We start from the raw sequence: 20,265 nt of genomic DNA, 5'->3' as shown, positions 1-20,265 counted from the left end.
CTCCTCATGTGGTGGCGGCACTCGTGCGCCGTGACCACAGCGCATGCAGGCCGCGCGCGGCCAGGTCTTCGGGGTGTCGCTGCACACCGACGCCCAGCGCGGTCAGCGCGTGTGCGTACGAGCCCAGCAGTCGGTCGTTGCCGATCAGGTGCACCTGTGCGGGACGTGGCGCATGCGAGAACAGACCCGACGCGCGCAGCTCATGGCCGATCAGCAGGCCGGACAGGTACGACGGCAGCGCCGGTTCGGCGAGCTGCTGGAACAGGCCGGTGGTGCGTACGCCGAACAGATGGTGCAGCAGGCCACCCGCATCCGCGCTGCGCTTGAGACCGGCGTCGAACGCATAGCCATCGAAGCGCACGTCGCCGACGGGCATCAGCCGTCCCAGGATGCTGTGCTGGCGCAGGACCGCATAAAGCTCGCCGGTCATCGCGGTCGCGATCCGCTGCACCCTGCCGTCACGCACCGTGACCCATTTGCTGTGCGTCCCGGGCAGGCAGACCAGGTGCGTGCCGCCGGGCAGCACGTCCAGCAATGCCGCCAGTTGCGTCTCTTCGCCGCGCATCACGTCGGGCACGGTATCGGAATCGTTGTCGCGCAACCCCGGCACCAGCCACAGCGCCCGGTCGTCGAAGCCCGGAGGCTGGAAGCGCTGCATGCCCAGCGCCAGCGCATGGTTGCCGGCGGGGCACGGCAGGTAGGGCATTTCGTGCCAGCCGCCGCGACCGCCGACCATCCCGCACAGCAGGACGTCGGTGTCGTCCCAGCCTGCGATCTCCTGCGCCAGCACGTCGCCGAAACGGCCATCGCAGGCCATCACGCCGTGGTCGCTGCGACGGCGCTCGCGGACCTGGCCGTCGTCGGCCATGCGGTACAGGCGCAGCGTGCTGGTGCCCCAGTCGACGGCGATCATGGCAGCCGCACCCGGTCTTCCGCACGCGCGAGCGGACGCGTGATGCGATGGGAGAACACGCCGCCCGACAGGGGATGCGCGGCCAGCGCGGCGGCATCCAGCCCGACGCGGGCGCTGGTGATGTAGAGCGTGTCGTCGTGCAGCACGCAGCACGAAGGCTGCGGCGCGGGGACCGCCACGATGCAGTCGGTGCGGCCGTCGGGCAGGTAGCGCACCACGCGACCGGCTCCCCACTGCGCGTTCCACAGCGCGCCTTCGGCATCCACGATGGCGCCATCCGGCTCCGCACCGGGCGTGTCGAGTTCGACGAACACGGCGATGTCCGACACCGTTGCCGTCGCCGCGTCATAGCGGCACTGCAGGATGCGTGGCGCCACCGAGTCGCAGAAATACATGCGCGTGCCGCTTGCATCGAAGCAGATCGAATTCGGAATGGCGGCGCGCGGCAGCGCGAGCTCGCGCAGGCCGTGGGCGGCCGTGTACTGATGGAACCGGCCGGCGGGGCGCAGGTCGGCGTGTTCGCTCTTGGTGCCGAACACGAAGCCGCCATGCCGGTCGGCGCGGCCATCGTTGATGCGTGTCATCGGGTCGTCCGCTTCGACGTCCACGAGCTTTGCCAGCGGCAGGTCGCGCGCGACCAGGTGGGCTTCCACGTCGCTGGCATACAACCCGTTGGCCAGGCCCAGCAGCAGGCGTCCGTCTTCGCCCAGCGCCAGGCAGCCGAGCGGGGCCGGCAGCGACCAGGTGTGGGTGTGGCCGGTGGCGGGGTCGTGCCGCCACAGTTCGGCGGCGAGGATATCGGTCCAGTACAGCACCCGGCGGCGTTCGCACCACAGGATGCCTTCGCCCAGTGCGCAGCGGCTGTCGACGGCCAGGGTCGCCAGCGCCGTCGTCACGGCGTCACCACTCGGCCACGCTGCCATCGGCGTGCCGCCACAGCGGATTGCGCCAGCGCGGCGGCTGCCGGCTCGCTTCGACCAGGCGGGCTTCGTCGATCTCCACGCCCAGGCCCGGTTTTGGCAATGCGGCGATGCTGCCGGTGCCATCACACCGGAAGTCGTCCTTGTTGAGGACGTAGTCCAGCAGGTCGGCGCCTGCGTTGTAGTGGATGCCGATGCTCTGCTCCTGGAGCATCGCGTTGTGCGACACGAAGTCCACCTGCAGGCAGGCTGCCAGCGCCACCGGGCCCAGCGGACAATGCGGCGCCAGCGCCACGTCGTGTGCTTCGGCCATCGCCGCGATCTTCACGCACTCGGTGATGCCGCCGGCGTGCGACAGGTCGGGCTGCAGGATCGCCAGCCCACCGGCGGCGAGCACCGGCTTGAACTCGGCGCGCGAGTACATGCGCTCGCCGGCCGCAAGCGGAATGGAGGTGGCATCGGACAGCGGCCGGTAGTATTCCCACTGTTCGGGCAGTACGGGCTCTTCGACGAACAACGGTTTGAACGGCGCCAGTTCGCGCAGCAGCACGCGCGCCATCGGCGCACTGACGCGGCCGTGGAAGTCGATGCCGAAGTCCACGCGATCGCCCATCGCCTCGCGGATCGCCGCGACCTTGGCCACCGCGGCGTCGATCGCGCGCGGGCTGTCGATCAGCTTCAGTTCTTCGGTGCCGTTGAACTTGAACGTGTCGAACCCGAGCGACTGGTACCGCTGCATCTGCGCGACGATGTCGGAAGGACGGTCGCCACCGACCCAGCGGTAGGTCTTCATGCGGTCACGCACCAGGCCGCCGAGCAACTGGTACACGGGCACGCCAAGCGCCTTGCCCTTGATGTCCCACAGCGCCTGGTCGATGCCCGCGATGGCACTCATCAGGATCGCGCCGCCCCGGTAGAAGCCGCCGCGATACAGCACCTGCCAGAGGTCGTTGATGCGCGCCGGATCCTGGCCAACCAGATAGTCGGACAGTTCGTGCACCGCCGCTTCCACCGCGTGCGCGCGACCTTCGATGACCGGCTCGCCCCAGCCGGTGATGCCTTCGTCGGTTTCCACCTTGAGGAACAGCCAGCGCGGTGCGGCATGGTAGGTGCTGAGGCGGACGATCTTCATGCGGCGTGGTCCAGGTAGGCCTGCCGGAAACGCCGCGCGTGTTCGCGCGTGCGCTCGACCGGTTGGCCGGGCTTGTAAAGTTCGCCGCCGATGCCGGCGCCCTGACAGCCGGCTGAGAGGTAGCCGGAGAGGGTGTCGGGCGTGACGCCACCGACGGCGAATAGGGGGACGGGCGGCAGCACGCTGCGCAGGGCGCGCACCAGCGCCGGTCCGTGTACGGAAGCCGGGAAAAGCTTGAGCATCTGCGCGCCGGCATCGAGTGCGTCGAAGGCTTCGCTCGCGGTGGCGAAGCCGGCCGCCACCTGCAGGCCGTGCTCCACCGCGTGGCGGATGACCGCCGGACGCGTGTTCGGCGTCACCATCAAGCGGCCGCCGGCCGCCACCAGCGCATCGGCGGACGCCGTGGTCAGCACGGTGCCGGCGCCGATCATCGCGCGCTGGCCGAAGGCATCCACGGCGATGCGTACGCTGTGCTCCCAGTCCGGCGAGTTGGTCGGTATCTCGATCGCATCGTAGCCTTCCTCCACCAGCACGCCGACATGCGCAGGCACCTCGGCGGGCGTGATGCCGCGCAGGATCGCGATCAGCGGCAGGGCGAAAGGGAGGGGAGGGCTGTCCATGCGCTCAGTCGTGGTAGACCTGCGAACGGCCACCATCGATGGCGATGTCGGTGGCGTTGATGAAGCGGGCTTCATCGCTGGCGAGGAACAACGCGGTATAGGCCACTTCCTCCGGCGTGCCGATGCGTTGCGGCGGCAGCAGCGCAGTCTGTTTCTCGCGCGTGCCGGGCTCGCGTTCGAACCAGGCTTCGATGCGCGGCACCAGGATCAGGCCGGGCGAAATCGAATTCACCCGGATGCCGCGTGCGGCGTACTCGATGCCGAGCGAACGGGTCAGGCCGATCAGGCCGTGCTTGGCCACCGGATACGGAAAGCAGCCGGCGATGATCTTGTGCCCGTGTACCGAGGCGATGTTGACGATGGATCCGGCGCCCTGCGCCAGCATGGCCGGCAGCACCGCACGGCACAGGTGCCATGCGCCCTTGAGGTTCAGCGCGAAGCAGCGTTCCCAGTCTTCGTCCGACAGCGACAGCGGCTCGGAGAACACGTCGGCGCCGGCGTTGTTCACCAGCGCATCGATGCGGCCATGCCGCTCGCGCACGGACTGCACGATGGCATCGACGGCGGCGGCATCCGTGATGTCGGCGAGGTGGTGGGTGACGCCCGCGTCGGTGGACGTCACCGGTTGTCGATCGAGCCCGATGACGGTGGCGCCTTCGCGGGCGAACAGGCGCGCGGTCGCTGCGCCGATGCCGCTGGCGGCGCCAGTGACGATGGCGATCTTGCCGGACAGCCGGGTGCTCACGGGCGTGCACCTGCGGATGGCATGGACGCGACGATGGCGCCGGCACGCGAGGTGCCGTCGGACTGCGATGTCGCCATGGGGCCCTCCTCCCGGCGTTGATCGGATGCGGGATCACCGTGCGGCGGGCCTGTGCCGGCCGTCCGTGGGTGCCCCGTTGCGGGCGGCCCGATGTCCCGGCCAGCCCGCCCTTGAAGCGTGGCATAGCCTCGCGTGGGCATCTATGTACGACAAATGAAATTTTTGTCATAGGCTATTCCCAGTGCGAATAGGTCATTCGCCCGGAGGTTCCCATGGTCCAACCCACCACCGGCTGGTTCGGCGCCACCCGGCTCAAGACCCGCCATCTCACCCTGCTGCTGCACCTGTACGAGCAGCGGTCGGTGCTGCGTGCCGCCGAGGCCGCCAACATGACCCAGCCGGCCGCGTCCAAGCTGCTGGCGGAAATGGAAAGCCTGCTGGGCGTGCCGCTGTTCGAGCGGCACGCGCGTGGCGTGGAGCCCACCTGGTACGGCCAGGTGCTGATCCGCCGCGCGCGCTCCGCGCTGTCGGAGATCGGACGCGCCCATGACGAGATCGCCGCGCTGCGCAGCGGGCGGATGGGCCAGGCGTCCATCGGCACGGTGGTGAACCCGGGCACCACCCTGGTTCCCCAGGCGGTTGCCGCGGTGAAGCGCGACTTTCCCGACATCCTCATCAAGGTCGAGATGGACTACAGCCGGCCCCTGGTCGCCAAGCTGCTGGATGGGCAGCTGGACATCGTGGTCGGTCGCATCATGGGCCCGGAAGGCGCGGGCGAACTGGACTTCGAGCCGCTGGCGGACGAGCCGCATGCCGTCATCGTGCGCGCCGGGCATCCGCTTACCCGGCGCCCGCGCATCACCCACGCCGACCTGGCGGACTACGGCTGGATCATGCCGCCGGCCGCCAGCGTGCTGCGCTCGCGACTGGACGCGGTGTTCCTGGAACACGGCCAGCCGCCGCCACAGAACATCGTGGAAACCGCCTCGCTGCCGGTGATCATCCACCTGCTGCGCCACAGCGACATGCTCACCGCGTTGCCGGCCGAATCCGTGGGCCCGTACCTGCAGACCGGCCAGATGTGCGTGCTGCCGATCGAGCTGGGAGTGCGCATGGAGTTCTTCGGCATCGTGCGCCGCCGCGACCAGTTGCTGTCGCCAGGCGCCGAGCGCGTGCTGGAGGCGCTGCGGGCAACCGCCCGCCGGCTGTATGCCGAACCGGAGCCGCCGCGTCCTGCGGGTGCACCGCCGCCGGGCGAGGGTTCCCCGGGCTGAGCCGGGCCAGCTATTCGGGTTCGATATAGCTGGCGATCAATATTTCATTGGTACGGCATGTCAGCGCCGCCTATGCTCCCGCCGCAGTCACCCAGCGCGGTCCCATTGCCGCCGGTTGATTGTCCGGGCCCGCCCAGATGGCTTTCACCGCCCTGACATCCACCACGGATGGAACCGCACCACCGACGACCGCGGCCGGGGCCGCAGCCGCCACTTGCTTCATCCGGCCGAAAGACGCGCAGACGTCCGCGGATCGGGACCAAAACTCAATCGCTTGTCATGTGTCCTGGGAGGGAACATCCATGTCAACGCTCCAGCGCCGCCCTGCGGCGGCCGTCCGTGCCGTCCGCTCCGATGGCCGCAAGCTGCAACCCACCGTCCTCGCCCTGGGCATCGCCATGATGCTGGCCGCGCCTGCGTATGCGCAGGACACCGCGCCCGCCACGCAACAGGAAGAGGCCGCTACCGAGCTTGACGCGGTCGTCGTCACCGGCATCCGCGGTTCCGTCTACAAGGCGCAGGACATCAAGCGCGACGCCGATACCTTCGTCGATTCCGTCACCGCGCTCGACATCGGCGCGCTGCCCGACCGCAGCATCACCGAAACCCTGTCGCGCATCCCGGGCGTCACCATCGACCGTTTCCTGTCGGTCGGCGATCCCGAGCATTTCTCCGCCGAGGGCGGTGGCGTGCAGGTGCGCGGCCTGACCCAGGTGCGGTCCGAGTTGAACGGTCGCGACAGCTTCTCCGCTTCCGGCGGCCGCAGCCTGAGCTTCCAGGACGTGCCATCCGAACTGATGGCCGGCGTGGACGTGTACAAGAACCAGAAGGCCGACATGATCGAAGGCGGCCTGGGTGGCAGCGTCGACCTGCGCACCTTCATGCCGTTCGACTTCGAAGGCCAGAGGATCAGCGCTAGCTTGAGCGGGAACTACGGCGACTTCGCCGAGGAGTACAAGCCTACCGTCTCCGCCCTGTACAGCAACACCTGGGACACCGCCATTGGCAAAGTCGGCTTCCTGGTCGACATCACGCATTCCGAATTGGCCACCCGCACCGATGGCATGTTCGTGCGGCCGTTCTTCAAGAACGACAATAACGACCTGAATAACGACGGCACCAACGAGGAGCTCTGGCTGCCGCGCGGCGCCGATTGGCGCACGCTGGAGTACGAACGTGAACGCCAAGGCGCCTATCTTGCGCTGCAATGGCGTCCCAGTGACGACGTTGAGCTCTACGCAACCGCCTTCCAGAGCAGATACGACGAGCTCTGGAACGAGGATGCCATCTTCGTTTCGAACGATCCCCTCCAGGTCGCGCTCGACACCAGTCAGCCCTACGAACTGGACGGCGATGTGTTCCGCTCGGGTCGGCTCACTCAGGCTGGCGGTGTGCCGATGGGGACGGATATCCGCGCTTCCCATCGCGATTCCAAGACTACTGACTTCTCGCTCGGGTTGAAGTGGTCGCTCGGCGAGGGCACCGAACTTACCACGGACTTCCAGTACATCAAGGCTACCACCAAGAGCCTGGATTCCACGGTAGCGCTGGGCGTCAACGTGCCGTACATCGACGTCGACCTCCGGGCCGGCCTGCCATCCATCGGTGTCGACGAGCAGTTCACCGGTAATCCCGATAACTACTATTGGGGTTTCACGATGGATCATCAGGACGACAACGAGGCGGATGAACTGGCATGGCGCGCCGACCTCAAGCACAGCTTCGATGGCGGCTTCTTCAAATCGATCAAGGGCGGGGTGCGCATCACCGAGCGCAATGCCACCAGCATCGACACCGGCTACAACTGGCACGCGCTGTTCGCAACGTGGATGGGATTGCCGAGCCTGCCGGGGCTGGATCTGAATGGCCAGGTCAATTCCGACCTGACTCACTTCAACGAGTTCCAGAATTTCTATCGCGGCGATGCCAACACTCCGGGCGGTTTCTATGCGCCGCTGCTGTCCACGGCGCTCGGCTTCCCGGCCAGCTACGTGGCGCTGCACGATGCTGCTGTCGCCAATGGCTCCACTTGGACCTGGTACTCGCCAACAGTGATTGGCCCGCAACACACTAACAAGCAGTCCGAATCGACCGAGGCGGCGTACCTGATGGTCAACTTCGGCCTCGATGACGTGCTGTTCGACGGCAACATCGGCGTGCGCGTGGTGCGTACCGAGAATGCCGCGAGCGGTTATCTGATCTATCCGAACTATCAATACGCGCCGTATCTGGGGGCGGGGGAATTCGAGCCGATCACCGCTGAGAACTCGTACACCGACGTGTTGCCCAGCTTGAACCTTCGCTGGGAACCGGTCGAGAACTTGATCCTCCGCTTCGCTGCCTCCAAGGCCATCGCCCGTCCGAACTTCAGCGACATGCAGGCCTATCAGGTCCTGAACGCTAGCGCGCGGGACGGCATCACCCCGAACCCCGGCGACACGCTGACTCCCGACGATCTGAACCTGACCGGCAGTTCCTTCGACAACCCCTATCTGGAGCCGATGAAGGCCAACCAGTTCGACCTGTCGCTGGAGTGGTACTTCGATCCGGACAAAGGCGGCATGGCCTGGATCAACTTCTTCCACAAGGACGTCAAGGACTATTTTCGCCGCCAGACGCAGCTGGTCGCCTATCCCGGCGCCGACGGAAACGAGTACGAGTACCTGATCACTCGCCCTGTGAACGTCGGTACAGCGCGTATCCAGGGCGCGGAGATCGGCTGGAACCAGTTCTTCGATTTCCTGCCCGGCCCGCTTGATGGCCTGGGCATGTCGGCGAACTACACCTACATCGACAGCTCGACCAAGGTGCCGAACAACCTGGATACGCAACCCGTCGACACTGATGGCTCGACGTTCGGCGCCTTGCCGGCCGATGGCCTGTCCAAGAATTCCTACAACGTGGCTGCGTTCTACGAGAAGGGCCCGTGGCAGGTCCGCCTGGCCTACAACTGGCGCAGCGAGTACCTGCTGTCGATTGGACCCAATGGCTACAACGGTGGCGACGGCGGCATTGCCTGGAAACTGCCGGTGTACAGCGACGCCTACGGTCAGCTGGACGGTTCGATCTTCTACCGGTTCAACGACCATGTGCAGATCGGCCTGGAGATGAACAACCTCAACAACGCCGAGCAGCGCACGATCATGGACCAGAACGGCGCCGGCAGGCGCGTCACGTCCTGGTACGTCAACGACCGCCGCTACGCAGCAACGATCCGCTTCACGTTCTGATCCGCGCTTTGCGGGAAGGGCAGCAGCAACCGCCCTTCCCGCATCGCTCGCGGCTACCTGGGTGTGCTTCACGCTGGCGCACCGGCTCTCCCTCTCCACAGGAGACTCCGTGCACACGCTTCGCCTGATTCTCGCGCTGTCCGTCCTGCTGCTGGCACCCGCCGCCGCGGCGAAGGACGAAACCGCCGACTACCGCTGGCGCAACGTCGCCATCGGCGGCGGGGGCTTCGTCACAGGGCTGGTGTTCCATCCGCGCGAGAAGGGCCTGCTGTACGCCCGCACCGATATCGGTGGCGCGTACCGGTGGGTGTCGCGCGAACAGCGCTGGCAACCGTTGATGGACTGGATGGGCCACGAGGACAGTGGCCGCTTCGGCGTGGAAAGCCTGGCGCTGGATCCGTCCGATCCGGATCGTGTGTACCTCGCCGTCGGCACCTACCTGCACGAACGTGGACAGGACGGCGCGATCCTGCGTTCGACGGATCGCGGCGCGACGTTCCAGCGCACGTCGCTGCCCTTCAAGCTCGGCGGCAACGAGCAGGGGCGCGGCAACGGTGAACGACTGGCGGTGGATCCCCACGACGGGCGCGTGCTGTTGTTCGGCACGCGCGCCGATGGGCTGTGGCGCAGCGGCGATGCCGGCGCTACCTGGCGTGAAGTACCGGCGTTCCCTGCCATTGCGAAGGCGCGCTCGGCCTGGGCGATGGGCTGGCGCGAGCTGCGTCCTGTCGGCATCGCGTTCGTGGTGTTCGATCCCGCCAGCGGCACGTCGGGCACGCCCTCGAAGACCCTGTATGCAGGCGTATCGACGAACGAGACCAGCCTGTATCGCTCGCTTGACGGTGGCGTGAGCTGGCACGCGGTGCCCGGCCAGCCGGTGGGGCTGCGTCCCAGCCACATGGTGCGCGACGGGCGCGGGCGCTGGCTGCTCAGCTACGGCGACGAGCCCGGCCCCAACAACATGGCCGATGGTGCGGTATGGCGCTTCGATCCCGCCGGCGACCGCTGGGAAAACATCACGCCGGCACCCCGTTCCTCCGACGCGTCCGGCAAGGGGTTCGGTTGGGGCGCGGTCGCGGTGCAGGCCGACAACCCGGACGTGATCATCGCCACCACCTTCCGTCGCTACCAGCCGCACGATGACCTCTATCGCAGCGTCGATGGCGGCCGCACGTGGACGGCCACGCTGCCGCGCTCCCGCTTCGATCATTCGTCCGCGCCGTGGACTGCGGATGCGAAGCCGCACTGGATGGCCGACATCGAGATCGATCCGCACGATCCGGACCGCATCCTGTTCGTCACCGGCTACGGCGTGTGGGCGTCGACCAATGCGCGTGCATTCGACCAAGGCGCCGACATGCAGTGGCGCTTCGAGCAGGCGGGATTCGAGGAAACCGTGCCGTTGGCGCTGGCCAGTCCGCCGCAGGGCGCACATCTGGTCAGCGGCCTGGGCGATGTCGACGGCTTCGTGCATGACACGCTCGATGTATCGCAACCGCGCTTTGCCGGCGTGCGTTTCTCCAATACCGAAAGCTTGGCCTTCGCCGGACAGGTGCCGCAGGTGATGGTACGCACGGGCTATTTCCACAACCGGCCGGAAGGCGCGGTGCGTGGCGCATGGTCGAACGATGGCGGCCGCACCTGGACCGCGTTCGCGAGCGAGCCGCCGGATGGCGAGGGCGCGGGGCAGATCACCCTGGCCGCCGATGGCAAGCGCGCTATCTGGCATCCCCGCAACGGCGAACACCACTGGATCACCGCCGACATGGGTGGGCGCTGGCAGCAGGTGAAAGGCCTGCCGAAGACGGCGGTGGTGGAAGCCGACCGCGTCGATGAAGGCATCTATTACGGCTTCGATGCCATCAGCGGCACGCTGTATGTCAGCGGCAATGGCGGCGTCGCGTTCGAGGAAGTCCGCGCGCCGGTGGGCGAAATCGGCGACTGGTACCGGGCCGAGATCCGGCCGCATCCGCAGCGTGCCGGCGAAGCCTGGATCGCGTCGTCCTGGCGCGGCCTGCTGCATCTTTCCCCCGGCAAGCTGGCACGCGTGCCGGGCGTGGACAACGTGATGTCGGTGGGCCTGGGCAAGCCGGCGAAGGACGGCGATGCGCCGGTGCTGTTCGTGTTCGGCGAAGTGGGGGGCCAGCGCGGCCTGTATCGCTCCGGCGACAACGGCCGGCATTGGCAGCGGATCGATACCGACGCACTGCGGTTTGGCGGCATCATCCGTCATGTGACAGGCGATCCCCGCCTGCATGGCCGCGTCTACTTCGGCACCGAAGGACGTGGCATCTGGTACGGAGATCCGCAGTGAATCGAATCGCCCTCGCTCTTCTCGTTTTTCTCGCAATGCCGGCCGCACACGCCGTCGAACTGCCGCGCATCTTTGCCGATGGCATGGTGGTGCAGCGCGACCAGCCGGTGCAGGTCTGGGGTCAGGCGGCCCCGGGCGCACGCGTCGTGGTGGCGTTCGCCGGCCGTGACGGCGCGGCGCAGGCCGATGCCAGCGGCCACTGGTCGCTGGAACTGCCCGCGCTGCCCGCCGGTGGCCCGCACGTGATGCGTATCGACGATGGCACCGGCGCGCGCGTGCTGCAGGACGTACTGGTAGGCGACGTGTGGCTGGCCAGCGGGCAGTCGAACATGGAGTGGCCGATCGCGCAGTCGGCCGATCCGGAGGGGGAGATCGCACGCGCGACCGATCCGCAGATCCGCCATTTCAAGATCCCCAAGTCCTGGGCCGGCACGCCGCAGGCGCAGCTCGCAGGTGGCGAATGGGTCGCTTCGTCGCCGCAGGCCGCGGGCAAGTTCTCGGCGGTGGCGCATTTCTTCGCGCGCGAACTGCGCAAGGTCACCGGTGTGCCGATCGGCATCATCGACAGCACCTGGGGTGGCAGCCGCATCGAGGCCTGGATGGATGCGCCATCGCAGGGGCTGGACGAAAAGGCGCTGGCCCAGCAGGCCAGCACGCTGCGCGCACAGGATGAGCAGGCGCTGGCGCGGACGCGCCGCAATCTGGCGCGCTGGCCGGATCTTCCCGTCGATGATGCAGGCTGGCAGTCCGCCGCGACCGACGCGTCCGCGTGGACACCGATCAAGGTGCCCGCGCTGTGGGAAGCCACGGGCTGGAACGGCATGGACGGCGTGGCGTGGTACCGCACCACGTTCACGCTGACCGCCGAAGAAGCCGCTGCCGGCGTGACGCTGGGCGTGGGCCGCATCGACGATTCCGACACCACCTGGGTCAATGGCACCCAGGTCGGCCAGACGCACATGCAGTACAACCTGCCGCGCCGCTACACCGTGCCGGCATCGGCCCTGCATGCGGGCGTCAATCACGTGGCCGTGCGCGTATCCGACTTCGGCGGCGGGGGCGGCATCCATGGCGACGCGGCCGAGGTCTTCGTCCAGCCGCAGGGCGCCGCACCTCGCACGCTGGCGGACTGGTCGTTCCGGCCGTCCAGCGTCAGCGTCGCCCTGGTCGACGACAAGAACCAGCACCCCACCCTGCTGTACAACGCGATGATCCATCCGCTGCAGCCCTACGCACTGCGCGGCGTGATCTGGTACCAGGGCGAATCGAACGCGAACACCGTGGCGGACGCATTGCGCTACCGCCGCCAGTTCCCCGCGATGATCGAACAGTGGCGGGCGCAGTGGCGCACGCAGTGGGATGCGCCCGGCCTGCCGTTCCTCTGGGTGCAGCTGGCCAACTTCTCCTCCGGCACCGACAAGGGCGACGAGAGTCCCTGGGCGGTGTTGCGCGAGTCGCAATCGATGACCTTGTGGATGCCGGGCACCGCGCAGGTGGTGGCGATCGATATCGGCAATCCCGACGACATCCATCCGCTCAACAAGCAGGACGTCGGCAAGCGCCTGGCACTGGCCGCACGGCATGCGGCGTACGGCGAAGCCGTGGACTTCCATGGCCCGACGCCCCAGCACACCCGCTTCGAGGGCGGTGCCGCACATGTCGAGTTCGGCAGCGCGGGCGGCACGCTGGCGGTGCGCGGTGGCGGCACGCGCGTGCACGGCTTCGCGCTCGCCGGCACGGACCAGGTCTTCCATCCGGCGGAGGCGTCGCTCGTGGATGGGCAGGTGGTGGTGCGCAGTGCGGCGGTCCCGCGCCCGGTCGCCGTGCGCTACGGCTGGTCCGACAATCCCGCCGATGCCGACCTGATCAACACCGCGCAGCTGCCCGCTTCGCCTTTCCGCAGCGACACCTGGTGAACCTGGAGTCTTGTTGATGATGCCTCGTCTGCTTCGTTCTTCTGCGCTTGCTGGCCTGCTGGTCGCCAGTGTGCTGCTCGCTGGCTGCGAGCGTGCCGGTGATGCGGCAAAGCGGACCGGCAACACTCCGGCCGGGGATACGCACAACGGCGGCGAGGCCCCCATTCCGCAGATCGTCAGCAAGGACGGCCGCCATGCGCTGATGGTCGATGGCGCGCCGTTCCTGATCCTGGGCGCGCAGGTCAACAATTCCAGCAACTGGCCGCAGGCGCTGGACGACGTATGGCCGGCGATCGACGTGGTCAAGCCGAACACGGTGATGGTGCCGGTGGCATGGGAGCAGATCGAAGCGAAGGAGGGGACGTTCGACTTTTCCTTCGTCGATGTGCTGCTCAAGCAGGCGCGCGAGAAAAACGTGCGGCTGGTACTGCTGTGGTTCGCCACCTGGAAGAACAACGGCCCGAACTACGCGCCGGCCTGGGTGAAGCTGGACAACGCGCGCTTCCCGCGTGTGGTCACCGCCGACGGTCGCACGCTGAACTCGCTGTCGCCGCATGCGCAGGCCACGCTGGATGCCGACCGCAAGGCCTTCGTCGCGCTGATGACGCACCTGAAGGCCACCGATCCGCAGCGCACCGTCATCCTGGTGCAGCCGCAGAACGAGCCCGGCACCTACGGCAGCGTGCGCGACTTCTCGCCGCTGGCGCAGAAGGTATTCGAAGGACCGGTGCCGGACGCCCTGCTGAAGAAGCTGGGCAAGTCGCCGGGTACGTGGCGCGACGTGTTCGGCGTCGACGCGGATGAGGTCTTCCATGCCTGGCATATCGCGCACTACATCGACCAGGTGGCCGAGGCGGGCAAGGCGGTCTATCCGCTGCCGATGTACATCAACGCCGCCCTGCGCGGACCGTTCAATCCCGGTCAGCCGGGCCAGTACGCCAGCGGCGGGCCCACCGACAACGTGCTGGACGTGTACAAGGCCGCGGCGCCACACATCGACCTGCTGACGCCCGACATCTACATGCCGGAGTACACGCACTACACCACGGTGCTGGACCGCTATGCGCGCGCGGACAATCCGCTGTTCGTCTCCGAGACCGGCAACCGCGAGGAATACGCGCGCTATTTCTTCTCCGCACTGGGCGAGCAGGCCATCGGCTGGTCGCCGTTCGGCATCGACTACTCGCGCTATTCCAACTGGCCGCTCGGCGCCAAGCACATGGACGAAAAGACGCTGGCCACGTTCGCGATGAACTACGCGATGGTGAAGCCGGCGGCTCGCGTCATCGCCCAGGCGAGCTTCGAGGGCAAGGTGCGCGGTACCGCCGAACAGCCGGGGCAGGCGGTGCAGACGGTGAAGATCGATGGCCGCTGGAACATGGTGGTGACCTACGGCGTGCCGCAGTTCTGGTTCCAGGGCGAGCCGCCCGGCAATCCGGAGCCCATCGGCCGCGCGCTGGTGGTGCAGCTGGGGCCGGACGAATTCCTGGTCACCGGCGCGCATGCGCGCATCAACATCCACGCCGCCGATCCGGCGCTGGCCGCGCGGCAGATCTACGACTACGTCGACGAGGGCACCTACGTCGATGGCAAGTGGGTGTTCCGCCGTCGCTGGAATGGCGACCAGACCGACTACGGCCTCAATTTCTCCAGCGTCCCGCAATTGCTGCGGGTGAAGCTGGCGACCTACTGAACGATCCACGGGCCGGCACCGCCGGTCCATGAACCGGGACGCCTGCGGGCGCCCACGAGGAGCAAGCGATGGGTTACTTGAAGACGTTGACGGTGCCGCTGCTGGCCCTGGCTGCAGCGGGCGCCAACGCCGCGGGCAACGGGGCCGTCGAGAAGATCGACCACGGCGTGATCGTGCGCCCCGCCGACGCGACTGCCGCCGACGTGAAGGTGGAAGCGGTCGCGCCGGGCATCCTGCGCGTGATGGCCGATCCCGACGGCGACTTCGCCCGCACGCCCAGCCTGATGCGGGCGAAGACCGGTGCGCCGCCGGCAGTGAAGGTGGGCGAAGCCGGCGGGCAGGTGACGGTCAGCACGCAGGGCATTTCGGCGAAGGTCGATGCCCGCACGGGCCAGGTCAGCTTCTTCGACGCCGCCGGCAAGCCGTTGCTGGCGGAGCGTGCGCGCACGTTCACGCCGACGAAGATCGAGGGCAAGGACTACTACAGCATCCGCCAGCGCTTCGAATCGACGGATGACGAAGCCTTCTACGGCACCGGCCTGCACCAGCAGGGCTGGATGAACCTCAAGGGGCGCGATGTCGAGCTGCTCCAGCACAACATCGACAAGGCGATTCCCTATCTGGTCTCCACGCGCCACTACGGCATCCTGTGGGACAGCAACGCGATCACCCGCTATGGCGATCCGCGTGGCCTGCAGCCGCTGGGCGCGTCGCTCGACCTGTTCGACGCCCAGGGCAAGCCGGGTGCGCTGACGGCGCGCTACACGGTCAACGGCAAGCAGGTGGTTGAGCGTCGCGAAAGCGAAGTGAACTACCAGTACATCAAGGATCTCGCCAACTTCCCGGCGGCCGGCAAGAACATGGCGCAGGGCGGACGCAGCGACGTGGTGTGGGAGGGCGAGATCGCGGCGCGCACCGATGGCCGGCATACGTTCTCGGTCTACAACAGCGAATACGCCAAGCTGTACATCGACGGCAAGCTGGTCATCGACCGCTGGCGCCAGAACTGGAATCCGTGGCACCACGAGTTTGCGCTGGAGATGAAGGCCGGCCAGCGCCACAAGGTGAAACTGGTGTGGGACCGAATCGAGCCGGCCTACATCGCGCTGCTGCACCGCGATCCGCTGCCTGCGGAAGAAGCCAAGGACCTGTCGATCTGGTCCGAGGCCGCACAGGCCATCGACTACTACGTGGTCGCCGGCGACGACGCCGACCAGGTCCTGGCTGGCTACCGCACGCTGACCGGCAAGGCCGTGCTGCTGCCGAAATGGTCGTACGGCTTCTGGCAGAGCCGCGAGCGCTACAAGACCCAGGCGGAGCTGACCGGCGCGCTGGACGAGTACCGCAAGCGCAAGCTGCCCATCGACGCCATCGTGCTCGACTGGTCGTACTGGCCGGAAGACGCCTGGGGTTCGCACGATTTCGATACCAGGAACTTTCCCGATCCGGATGGAATGGTCGAGCACGTGCACGACCAGCATGCGCAGATCATGATCTCGGTGTGGCCGAAGTTCTATCCGACCACCGCGAACTACAAGGAACTCGACGCCGCCGGCCACATGTACCACCGCAACGTGGAAGTGGGCGAGCTGGACTGGATCGGCAAGGGCTACCTGAATTCGTTCTACGACCCGTACTCGAGGGAAGCGCAGGACATCTTCTGGCGCCAGGTCAACGGCAAGCTCAACGCCAAGGGATTCGATGCGTGGTGGCTGGACGCCAGCGAGCCCGACCTGCACAGCAACATCGACGTCGGCGAGCGCAAGGCACGCACCACGCCGACCGCGTTGGGCCCGTCGGTGGAGTTCTTCAACTCCTATCCGCTGGTGCATTCGGATGGCGTCTACCGTGGCTCGCGCGAGCAGGATCCGGACAAGCGCGTCTTCATCCTGTCGCGCGCGTTCTTCGCGGGCCAGCAGCGCGCAGGCGCGGCGTTCTGGAGCGGCGACATCGTGCCGCGCTGGGACGACCTGCGCGAGCAGATCTCGGGCCTCGTCAACGCCTCAATGGCCGGCGCACCGAACGTCAGCTTCGACATCGGCGGCTTCTCGCCGGAGCGGCGCTACGAGACCAAGGACCCGGCGCACCTCGCCGAGTGGCGCGAGCTGAGCCTGCGCTGGTTCCAGCACGGTGCGTTCGTGCCGATCTTCCGTCTGCACGGCCAGTTCCCGTACCGCGAGATCTGGGAGATCGCACCGGAAGGCTCGCCGCACTACGACAGCTTCGTCCACTACCTGAAGCTGCGCTACACGCTGCTGCCGTACATCTACACGCTGGCCGGCGATACCTGGCACCAGGACGGCACGCTGCTGCGCACGCTGGCGATGGACTTCCCGTCCGACTCGAAGGTGCGCGACATCGCCGACCAGTACATGTTCGGCCCGGCATTCCTGGTCGCCCCGGTCACCACGTTCAAGGCGACCACGCGCCCGGTCTACCTGCCGGCGGGCACGAGCTGGATCGACTTCCAGACCGGCAAGCGTTACGACGGTGGCCAGACCATCGACGCCAGCGCGCCGCTGCAGCGCATGCCGCTGTTCGTGCGTGCGGGTTCGATCGTGCCACGCACGGTAGTGCAGCAGTACGTGGACGAGCAGCCCGATGCGCCGCTGACGATCGAGGTCTACACCGGTGCCGATGGCACGTTCTCGCTGTACGAGGACAACGGTCGCAGCTACGGCTACGAGCGCGGTGAATCCAGCCGCATTCCGCTGGCGTGGAACGAGAAGACGGGTGAACTGCGCATCGGCGCGCGCGAGGGTCGCTATCCCGGCATGGTCGACCAGCGCGAGATACGCGTCCGCTTCATCGACGGTCCGCGCGCCGATGCCGGCACGCTGGAACCGGCGGCCGACGTCACCGTGCGTTACGACGGCAAGGCGCAGGCCGTGCGGTTTCCCCGCACTGCACGATGACAGCAGGGTGGTCGGGCGGCACCATGGAAACCGGTAGACAACACCTGTCCGGGAGGGCTGGATGATGCAGTCCTCGCGCCCGGGCATGTCGCCGGTCGCCGTCGACACCGGGCCACATGATCCCGGTCGCCGCACCCTGTTCAAGGGCGTGGCGGGCGGTGCACTGGTGGCGGGACTGCCCTGGGATGCCGCTGCGGTGCCGGCGGGCGCGACGACGGCACAGGACCTGCGCCTGTGGTATCGCCAGCCGGCGCGCGTCTGGGTGGAAGCATTGCCGGTCGGCAACGGCCGACTGGGCGCGATGGTGTTCGGCGGCGTGGCGCATGAGCGCCTGCAGCTCAACGAGGACACGCTGTATTCGGGCGGGCCGTACTCGGCGGTCAATCCCAAGGCGCGCGAGGGCCTGCCGCGGGTGCGCGAACTAGTCTTCGCCGGTCGCTACGCCGAAGCTGCGGCGCTGGCCGACGAGACACTGATCTCGCGCCCGGTGAAGCAGATGGCGTACCAGCCGCTGGGCAACCTGTGGCTGCAGTTCGACCGCCTGGATGGCGTGGCGGACTATCGCCGTGAACTCGATCTCGATGCGGCCGTCGCGCGCACGACCTTCCGCGTGGGTGCCGGCGTGCATCGGCGCGAGGTGTTCGTGTCAGCGGTCGACCAGTGCATCGTCGTGCGCTACACGGTCGATGGCGGCGACGCGATGATCGGCCGCCTTCGCACGGGCAACGAACATGCGACCACGACGCGCGTCGTCGATGGCGGCTGGCTGGTCAGCGGGCGCAACGTCGGCAAGCATGGCATCGAGGGGCGCTTGCGCTTCGCGTTTCGCGTGCATATCGCGCACCGCGAGGGCACGGTGCGGGTGGAGCAGGACCAGATCGTGTTCGACGGCGTGCGCGAGCTGGAACTGCGCATCGTCGCGGCGACCGGCCATATGGCCTACGACGATGTCAGCGGCGATCCCGACGCGATCACCGCCGCGCAGCTGGGGCGGGTGAAGGACAAGGCGTTCGATGCGGTGCTGGCCGACCATCTGGCCGAACACCGCCGGCTCTTCCGTCGCGTACGGCTGGACCTGGGCCGCACCGCCGCGGCCGACCTGCCCACCGACGAGCGCATCGCAGCGTTTGCGCAGGGCGACGATCCCGCGCTGGTGTCGCTGTACCACGCGTACGGACGCTACCTGTTGATCTGCAGCTCGCGGCCGGGCAGCCAGCCCGCCAACCTGCAGGGGATCTGGAACGACCTGATGGATCCGCCGTGGGAGAGCAAGTACACGGTCAACATCAATACCGAGATGAACTACTGGCCCGCCGAAGCGAACGGCCTGGGCGAGTGCGTCGAGCCGCTGCAGCGCATGCTGGAGGAACTGGCGAAGACCGGTGCCGGCGTCGCCCGCGACATGTACGGCGCCGGCGGCTGGATGCTCCACAACAACACCGACCTGTGGCGCGCGGCCACGCCACCGGATGGCGCGCGCTGGGCGCTGTGGCCGACAGGAGGCGCCTGGTTGCTGCAGGCGCTGTGGGACCGCTGGGACTACGGCCGCGATACGGATTACCTGAAGCAGGTCTGGCCCCTGTTCAAGGGCGCCGCGCAGTTCTTCGTCGAGACGCTGCAGGACGATCCGCAGACCGGGCACAAGGTCACCGTACCGTCGCTGTCGCCGGAGAACGAACATCCTTTCGGCGCAGCGATCTGTGCAGGTCCGACGATGGATGCGCAGATCCTGCGCGATCTGTTCAGCCAGTGCATCGAGGCGGCGCGCGTGCTTGGCGTGGACGCCGATTTCGCCGCGCGCTTGAACACGCTGAGCGCGCAGCTGCCGCCCAATCGCATCGGCAAGGCCGGGCAGTTGCAGGAATGGCAGCAGGACTGGGACATGCAGGCGCCCGAGATCCACCACCGCCACATCTCGCATCTGTATGGCCTGCACCCGAGTGCGCAGATCAACCTGCGCGACACGCCCGAGCTGGCGCGCGCCGCGCAACGCACGCTGGAGATCCGCGGCGATGACGCCACCGGCTGGGGCATCGCGTGGCGGTTGAACTTCTGGGCACGCCTGTGGGATGGCGAGCATAGCCTGAAGATCCTGCGCATGCTGCTGTCGCCGCAGCGCAGTTACCCGAATCTGTTCGACGCGCACCCGCCGTTCCAGATCGACGGCAACTTCGGCGGCGCGGCCGGCATCGTCGAGATGCTGGTGCAGAGCTGGGGCGGGTCGATCTTCCTGCTGCCGGCTCTACCACCGTCGTGGCGCGACGGCGAACTTGAAGGCGTGCGCGTGCGCAATGCCGCGCAGCTGGATCTCAGCTGGAAAGCAGGACGACTGGCACGCGCCACGCTGCATTCGGACACGGGCGGCCGCTACCAGCTGGTCCATGCAGGCCGCACGCTCGACCTCGAACTCGTGGCAGGTGCGTCGGCCACGGTGGTGCTGCGCCAGGGGGCGCTGGTGAAGACATGAAGAAGGGCATCCGATGAGTCTGGTTGCGGGCATCGACGCAGGCACGCAGAGCCTGAAGGTGGTGGTGTACGACGCTGCCACACGTGCGGTGGTGGCCAGTGCCAGCGC

General features: G+C 67.5%; 12 protein-coding genes. 7 read left to right on the top strand and 5 right to left on the bottom strand.

Translation table 11 applies throughout. From position 1 onward, the window contains the following. Positions 1–4 precede the first annotated feature (4 nt). From WBN46_RS16635 to WBN46_RS16615, 5 genes are read right to left on the bottom strand one after another with little or no spacing between them, the layout of a single operon-like run. Positions 5–913: a 2-dehydro-3-deoxygalactonokinase gene (locus tag WBN46_RS16635; RefSeq protein WP_337732558.1), complete on the bottom strand. Its 909-nt coding sequence runs from the start codon at positions 911–913 to the stop codon at positions 5–7. Continuing rightward, positions 910–1,836, bottom strand: a complete 927-nt coding sequence (locus WBN46_RS16630) for an SMP-30/gluconolactonase/LRE family protein (RefSeq protein WP_337732556.1) — start codon at positions 1,834–1,836, stop codon at positions 910–912. The genes WBN46_RS16635 and WBN46_RS16630 overlap by 4 nt, the downstream gene beginning before the upstream one ends. Further along, positions 1,814–2,965 (bottom strand): galactonate dehydratase, encoded by a 1,152-nt coding sequence (dgoD, locus tag WBN46_RS16625; protein WP_337732555.1) that lies wholly within the window; start codon positions 2,963–2,965, stop codon positions 1,814–1,816. Before dgoD ends, WBN46_RS16630 begins: the two co-directional genes overlap by 23 nt. Beyond that, positions 2,962–3,585 carry a 2-dehydro-3-deoxy-6-phosphogalactonate aldolase gene (locus WBN46_RS16620; protein ID WP_337732554.1) on the bottom strand — a complete coding sequence of 208 codons (624 nt, stop codon included), beginning with the start codon at positions 3,583–3,585 and terminating at the stop codon, positions 2,962–2,964. Before WBN46_RS16620 ends, dgoD begins: the two co-directional genes overlap by 4 nt. 4 nt (positions 3,586–3,589) lie before the next feature. After that, positions 3,590–4,330, bottom strand: coding sequence for an SDR family oxidoreductase (locus WBN46_RS16615; protein ID WP_337732553.1), 741 nt, complete (start codon positions 4,328–4,330; stop codon positions 3,590–3,592). Between the two features lie 290 nt (positions 4,331–4,620). Here WBN46_RS16615 and WBN46_RS16610 point away from each other — a divergent pair, with 290 nt between their 5' ends. The 7 genes from WBN46_RS16610 (at position 4,621) to WBN46_RS16580 (ending at position 20,157) form a co-directional block, all read left to right on the top strand. After that, a complete protein-coding gene (locus tag WBN46_RS16610) occupies positions 4,621–5,622 on the top strand; it encodes a LysR family transcriptional regulator (protein ID WP_337732552.1) in 1,002 nt (333 codons plus the stop codon). A gap of 302 nt (positions 5,623–5,924) precedes the next feature. After that, complete coding sequence (locus WBN46_RS16605; protein WP_337732551.1) at positions 5,925–8,852, top strand: TonB-dependent receptor; 2,928 nt, start codon at positions 5,925–5,927, stop codon at positions 8,850–8,852. A gap of 109 nt (positions 8,853–8,961) precedes the next feature. Next, a complete protein-coding gene (locus tag WBN46_RS16600; protein WP_337732550.1) occupies positions 8,962–11,166 on the top strand; it encodes a cellulase in 2,205 nt (734 codons plus the stop codon). Between the two features lie 35 nt (positions 11,167–11,201). After that, complete coding sequence (locus WBN46_RS16595) at positions 11,202–13,082, top strand: sialate O-acetylesterase (protein ID WP_337732549.1); 1,881 nt, start codon at positions 11,202–11,204, stop codon at positions 13,080–13,082. Positions 13,083–13,098: 16 nt separating this feature from the next. Beyond that, positions 13,099–14,775, top strand: coding sequence for a DUF5597 domain-containing protein (locus WBN46_RS16590; RefSeq protein ID WP_337732548.1), 1,677 nt, complete (start codon positions 13,099–13,101; stop codon positions 14,773–14,775). A 68-nt stretch (positions 14,776–14,843) separates the two neighbouring features. Beyond that, positions 14,844–17,690 carry a TIM-barrel domain-containing protein gene (locus tag WBN46_RS16585; protein ID WP_337732547.1) on the top strand — a complete coding sequence of 949 codons (2,847 nt, stop codon included), beginning with the start codon at positions 14,844–14,846 and terminating at the stop codon, positions 17,688–17,690. Between the two features lie 85 nt (positions 17,691–17,775). After that, the gene (locus WBN46_RS16580; protein ID WP_337732763.1) at positions 17,776–20,157 is read left to right on the top strand and encodes a glycoside hydrolase family 95 protein; all 2,382 of its coding nucleotides are present in this window, start codon (positions 17,776–17,778) and stop codon (positions 20,155–20,157) included. Positions 20,158–20,265 lie beyond the last annotated feature (108 nt).

It is taken from the genome of Pseudoxanthomonas sp. CCNWLW251, assembly GCF_037402255.1.
Classification (GTDB): domain Bacteria; phylum Pseudomonadota; class Gammaproteobacteria; order Xanthomonadales; family Xanthomonadaceae; genus Pseudoxanthomonas_A.
Note: the sequence above shows the minus strand (reverse complement) of the source record. Positions and strands in the feature narration are given on the sequence as shown.

Excerpts from the sequence above, each read along its gene's own strand:
- WBN46_RS16635 (WP_337732558.1), bottom strand. The coding sequence starts at position 913 with ATGATCGCCGTCGACTGGGGCACCAGCACGCTGCGCCTGTACCGCATG.
- WBN46_RS16630 (WP_337732556.1), bottom strand. The coding sequence starts at position 1,836 with ATGGCAGCGTGGCCGAGTGGTGACGCCGTGACGACGGCGCTGGCGACC.
- dgoD (WP_337732555.1), bottom strand. The coding sequence starts at position 2,965 with ATGAAGATCGTCCGCCTCAGCACCTACCATGCCGCACCGCGCTGGCTG.
- WBN46_RS16620 (WP_337732554.1), bottom strand. The coding sequence starts at position 3,585 with ATGGACAGCCCTCCCCTCCCTTTCGCCCTGCCGCTGATCGCGATCCTG.
- WBN46_RS16610 (WP_337732552.1), top strand. The coding sequence starts at position 4,621 with ATGGTCCAACCCACCACCGGCTGGTTCGGCGCCACCCGGCTCAAGACC.
- WBN46_RS16605 (WP_337732551.1), top strand. The coding sequence starts at position 5,925 with ATGTCAACGCTCCAGCGCCGCCCTGCGGCGGCCGTCCGTGCCGTCCGC.
- WBN46_RS16595 (WP_337732549.1), top strand. The coding sequence starts at position 11,202 with ATGCCGGCCGCACACGCCGTCGAACTGCCGCGCATCTTTGCCGATGGC.
- WBN46_RS16590 (WP_337732548.1), top strand. The coding sequence starts at position 13,099 with ATGATGCCTCGTCTGCTTCGTTCTTCTGCGCTTGCTGGCCTGCTGGTC.
- WBN46_RS16585 (WP_337732547.1), top strand. The coding sequence starts at position 14,844 with ATGGGTTACTTGAAGACGTTGACGGTGCCGCTGCTGGCCCTGGCTGCA.
- WBN46_RS16580 (WP_337732763.1), top strand. The coding sequence starts at position 17,776 with ATGTCGCCGGTCGCCGTCGACACCGGGCCACATGATCCCGGTCGCCGC.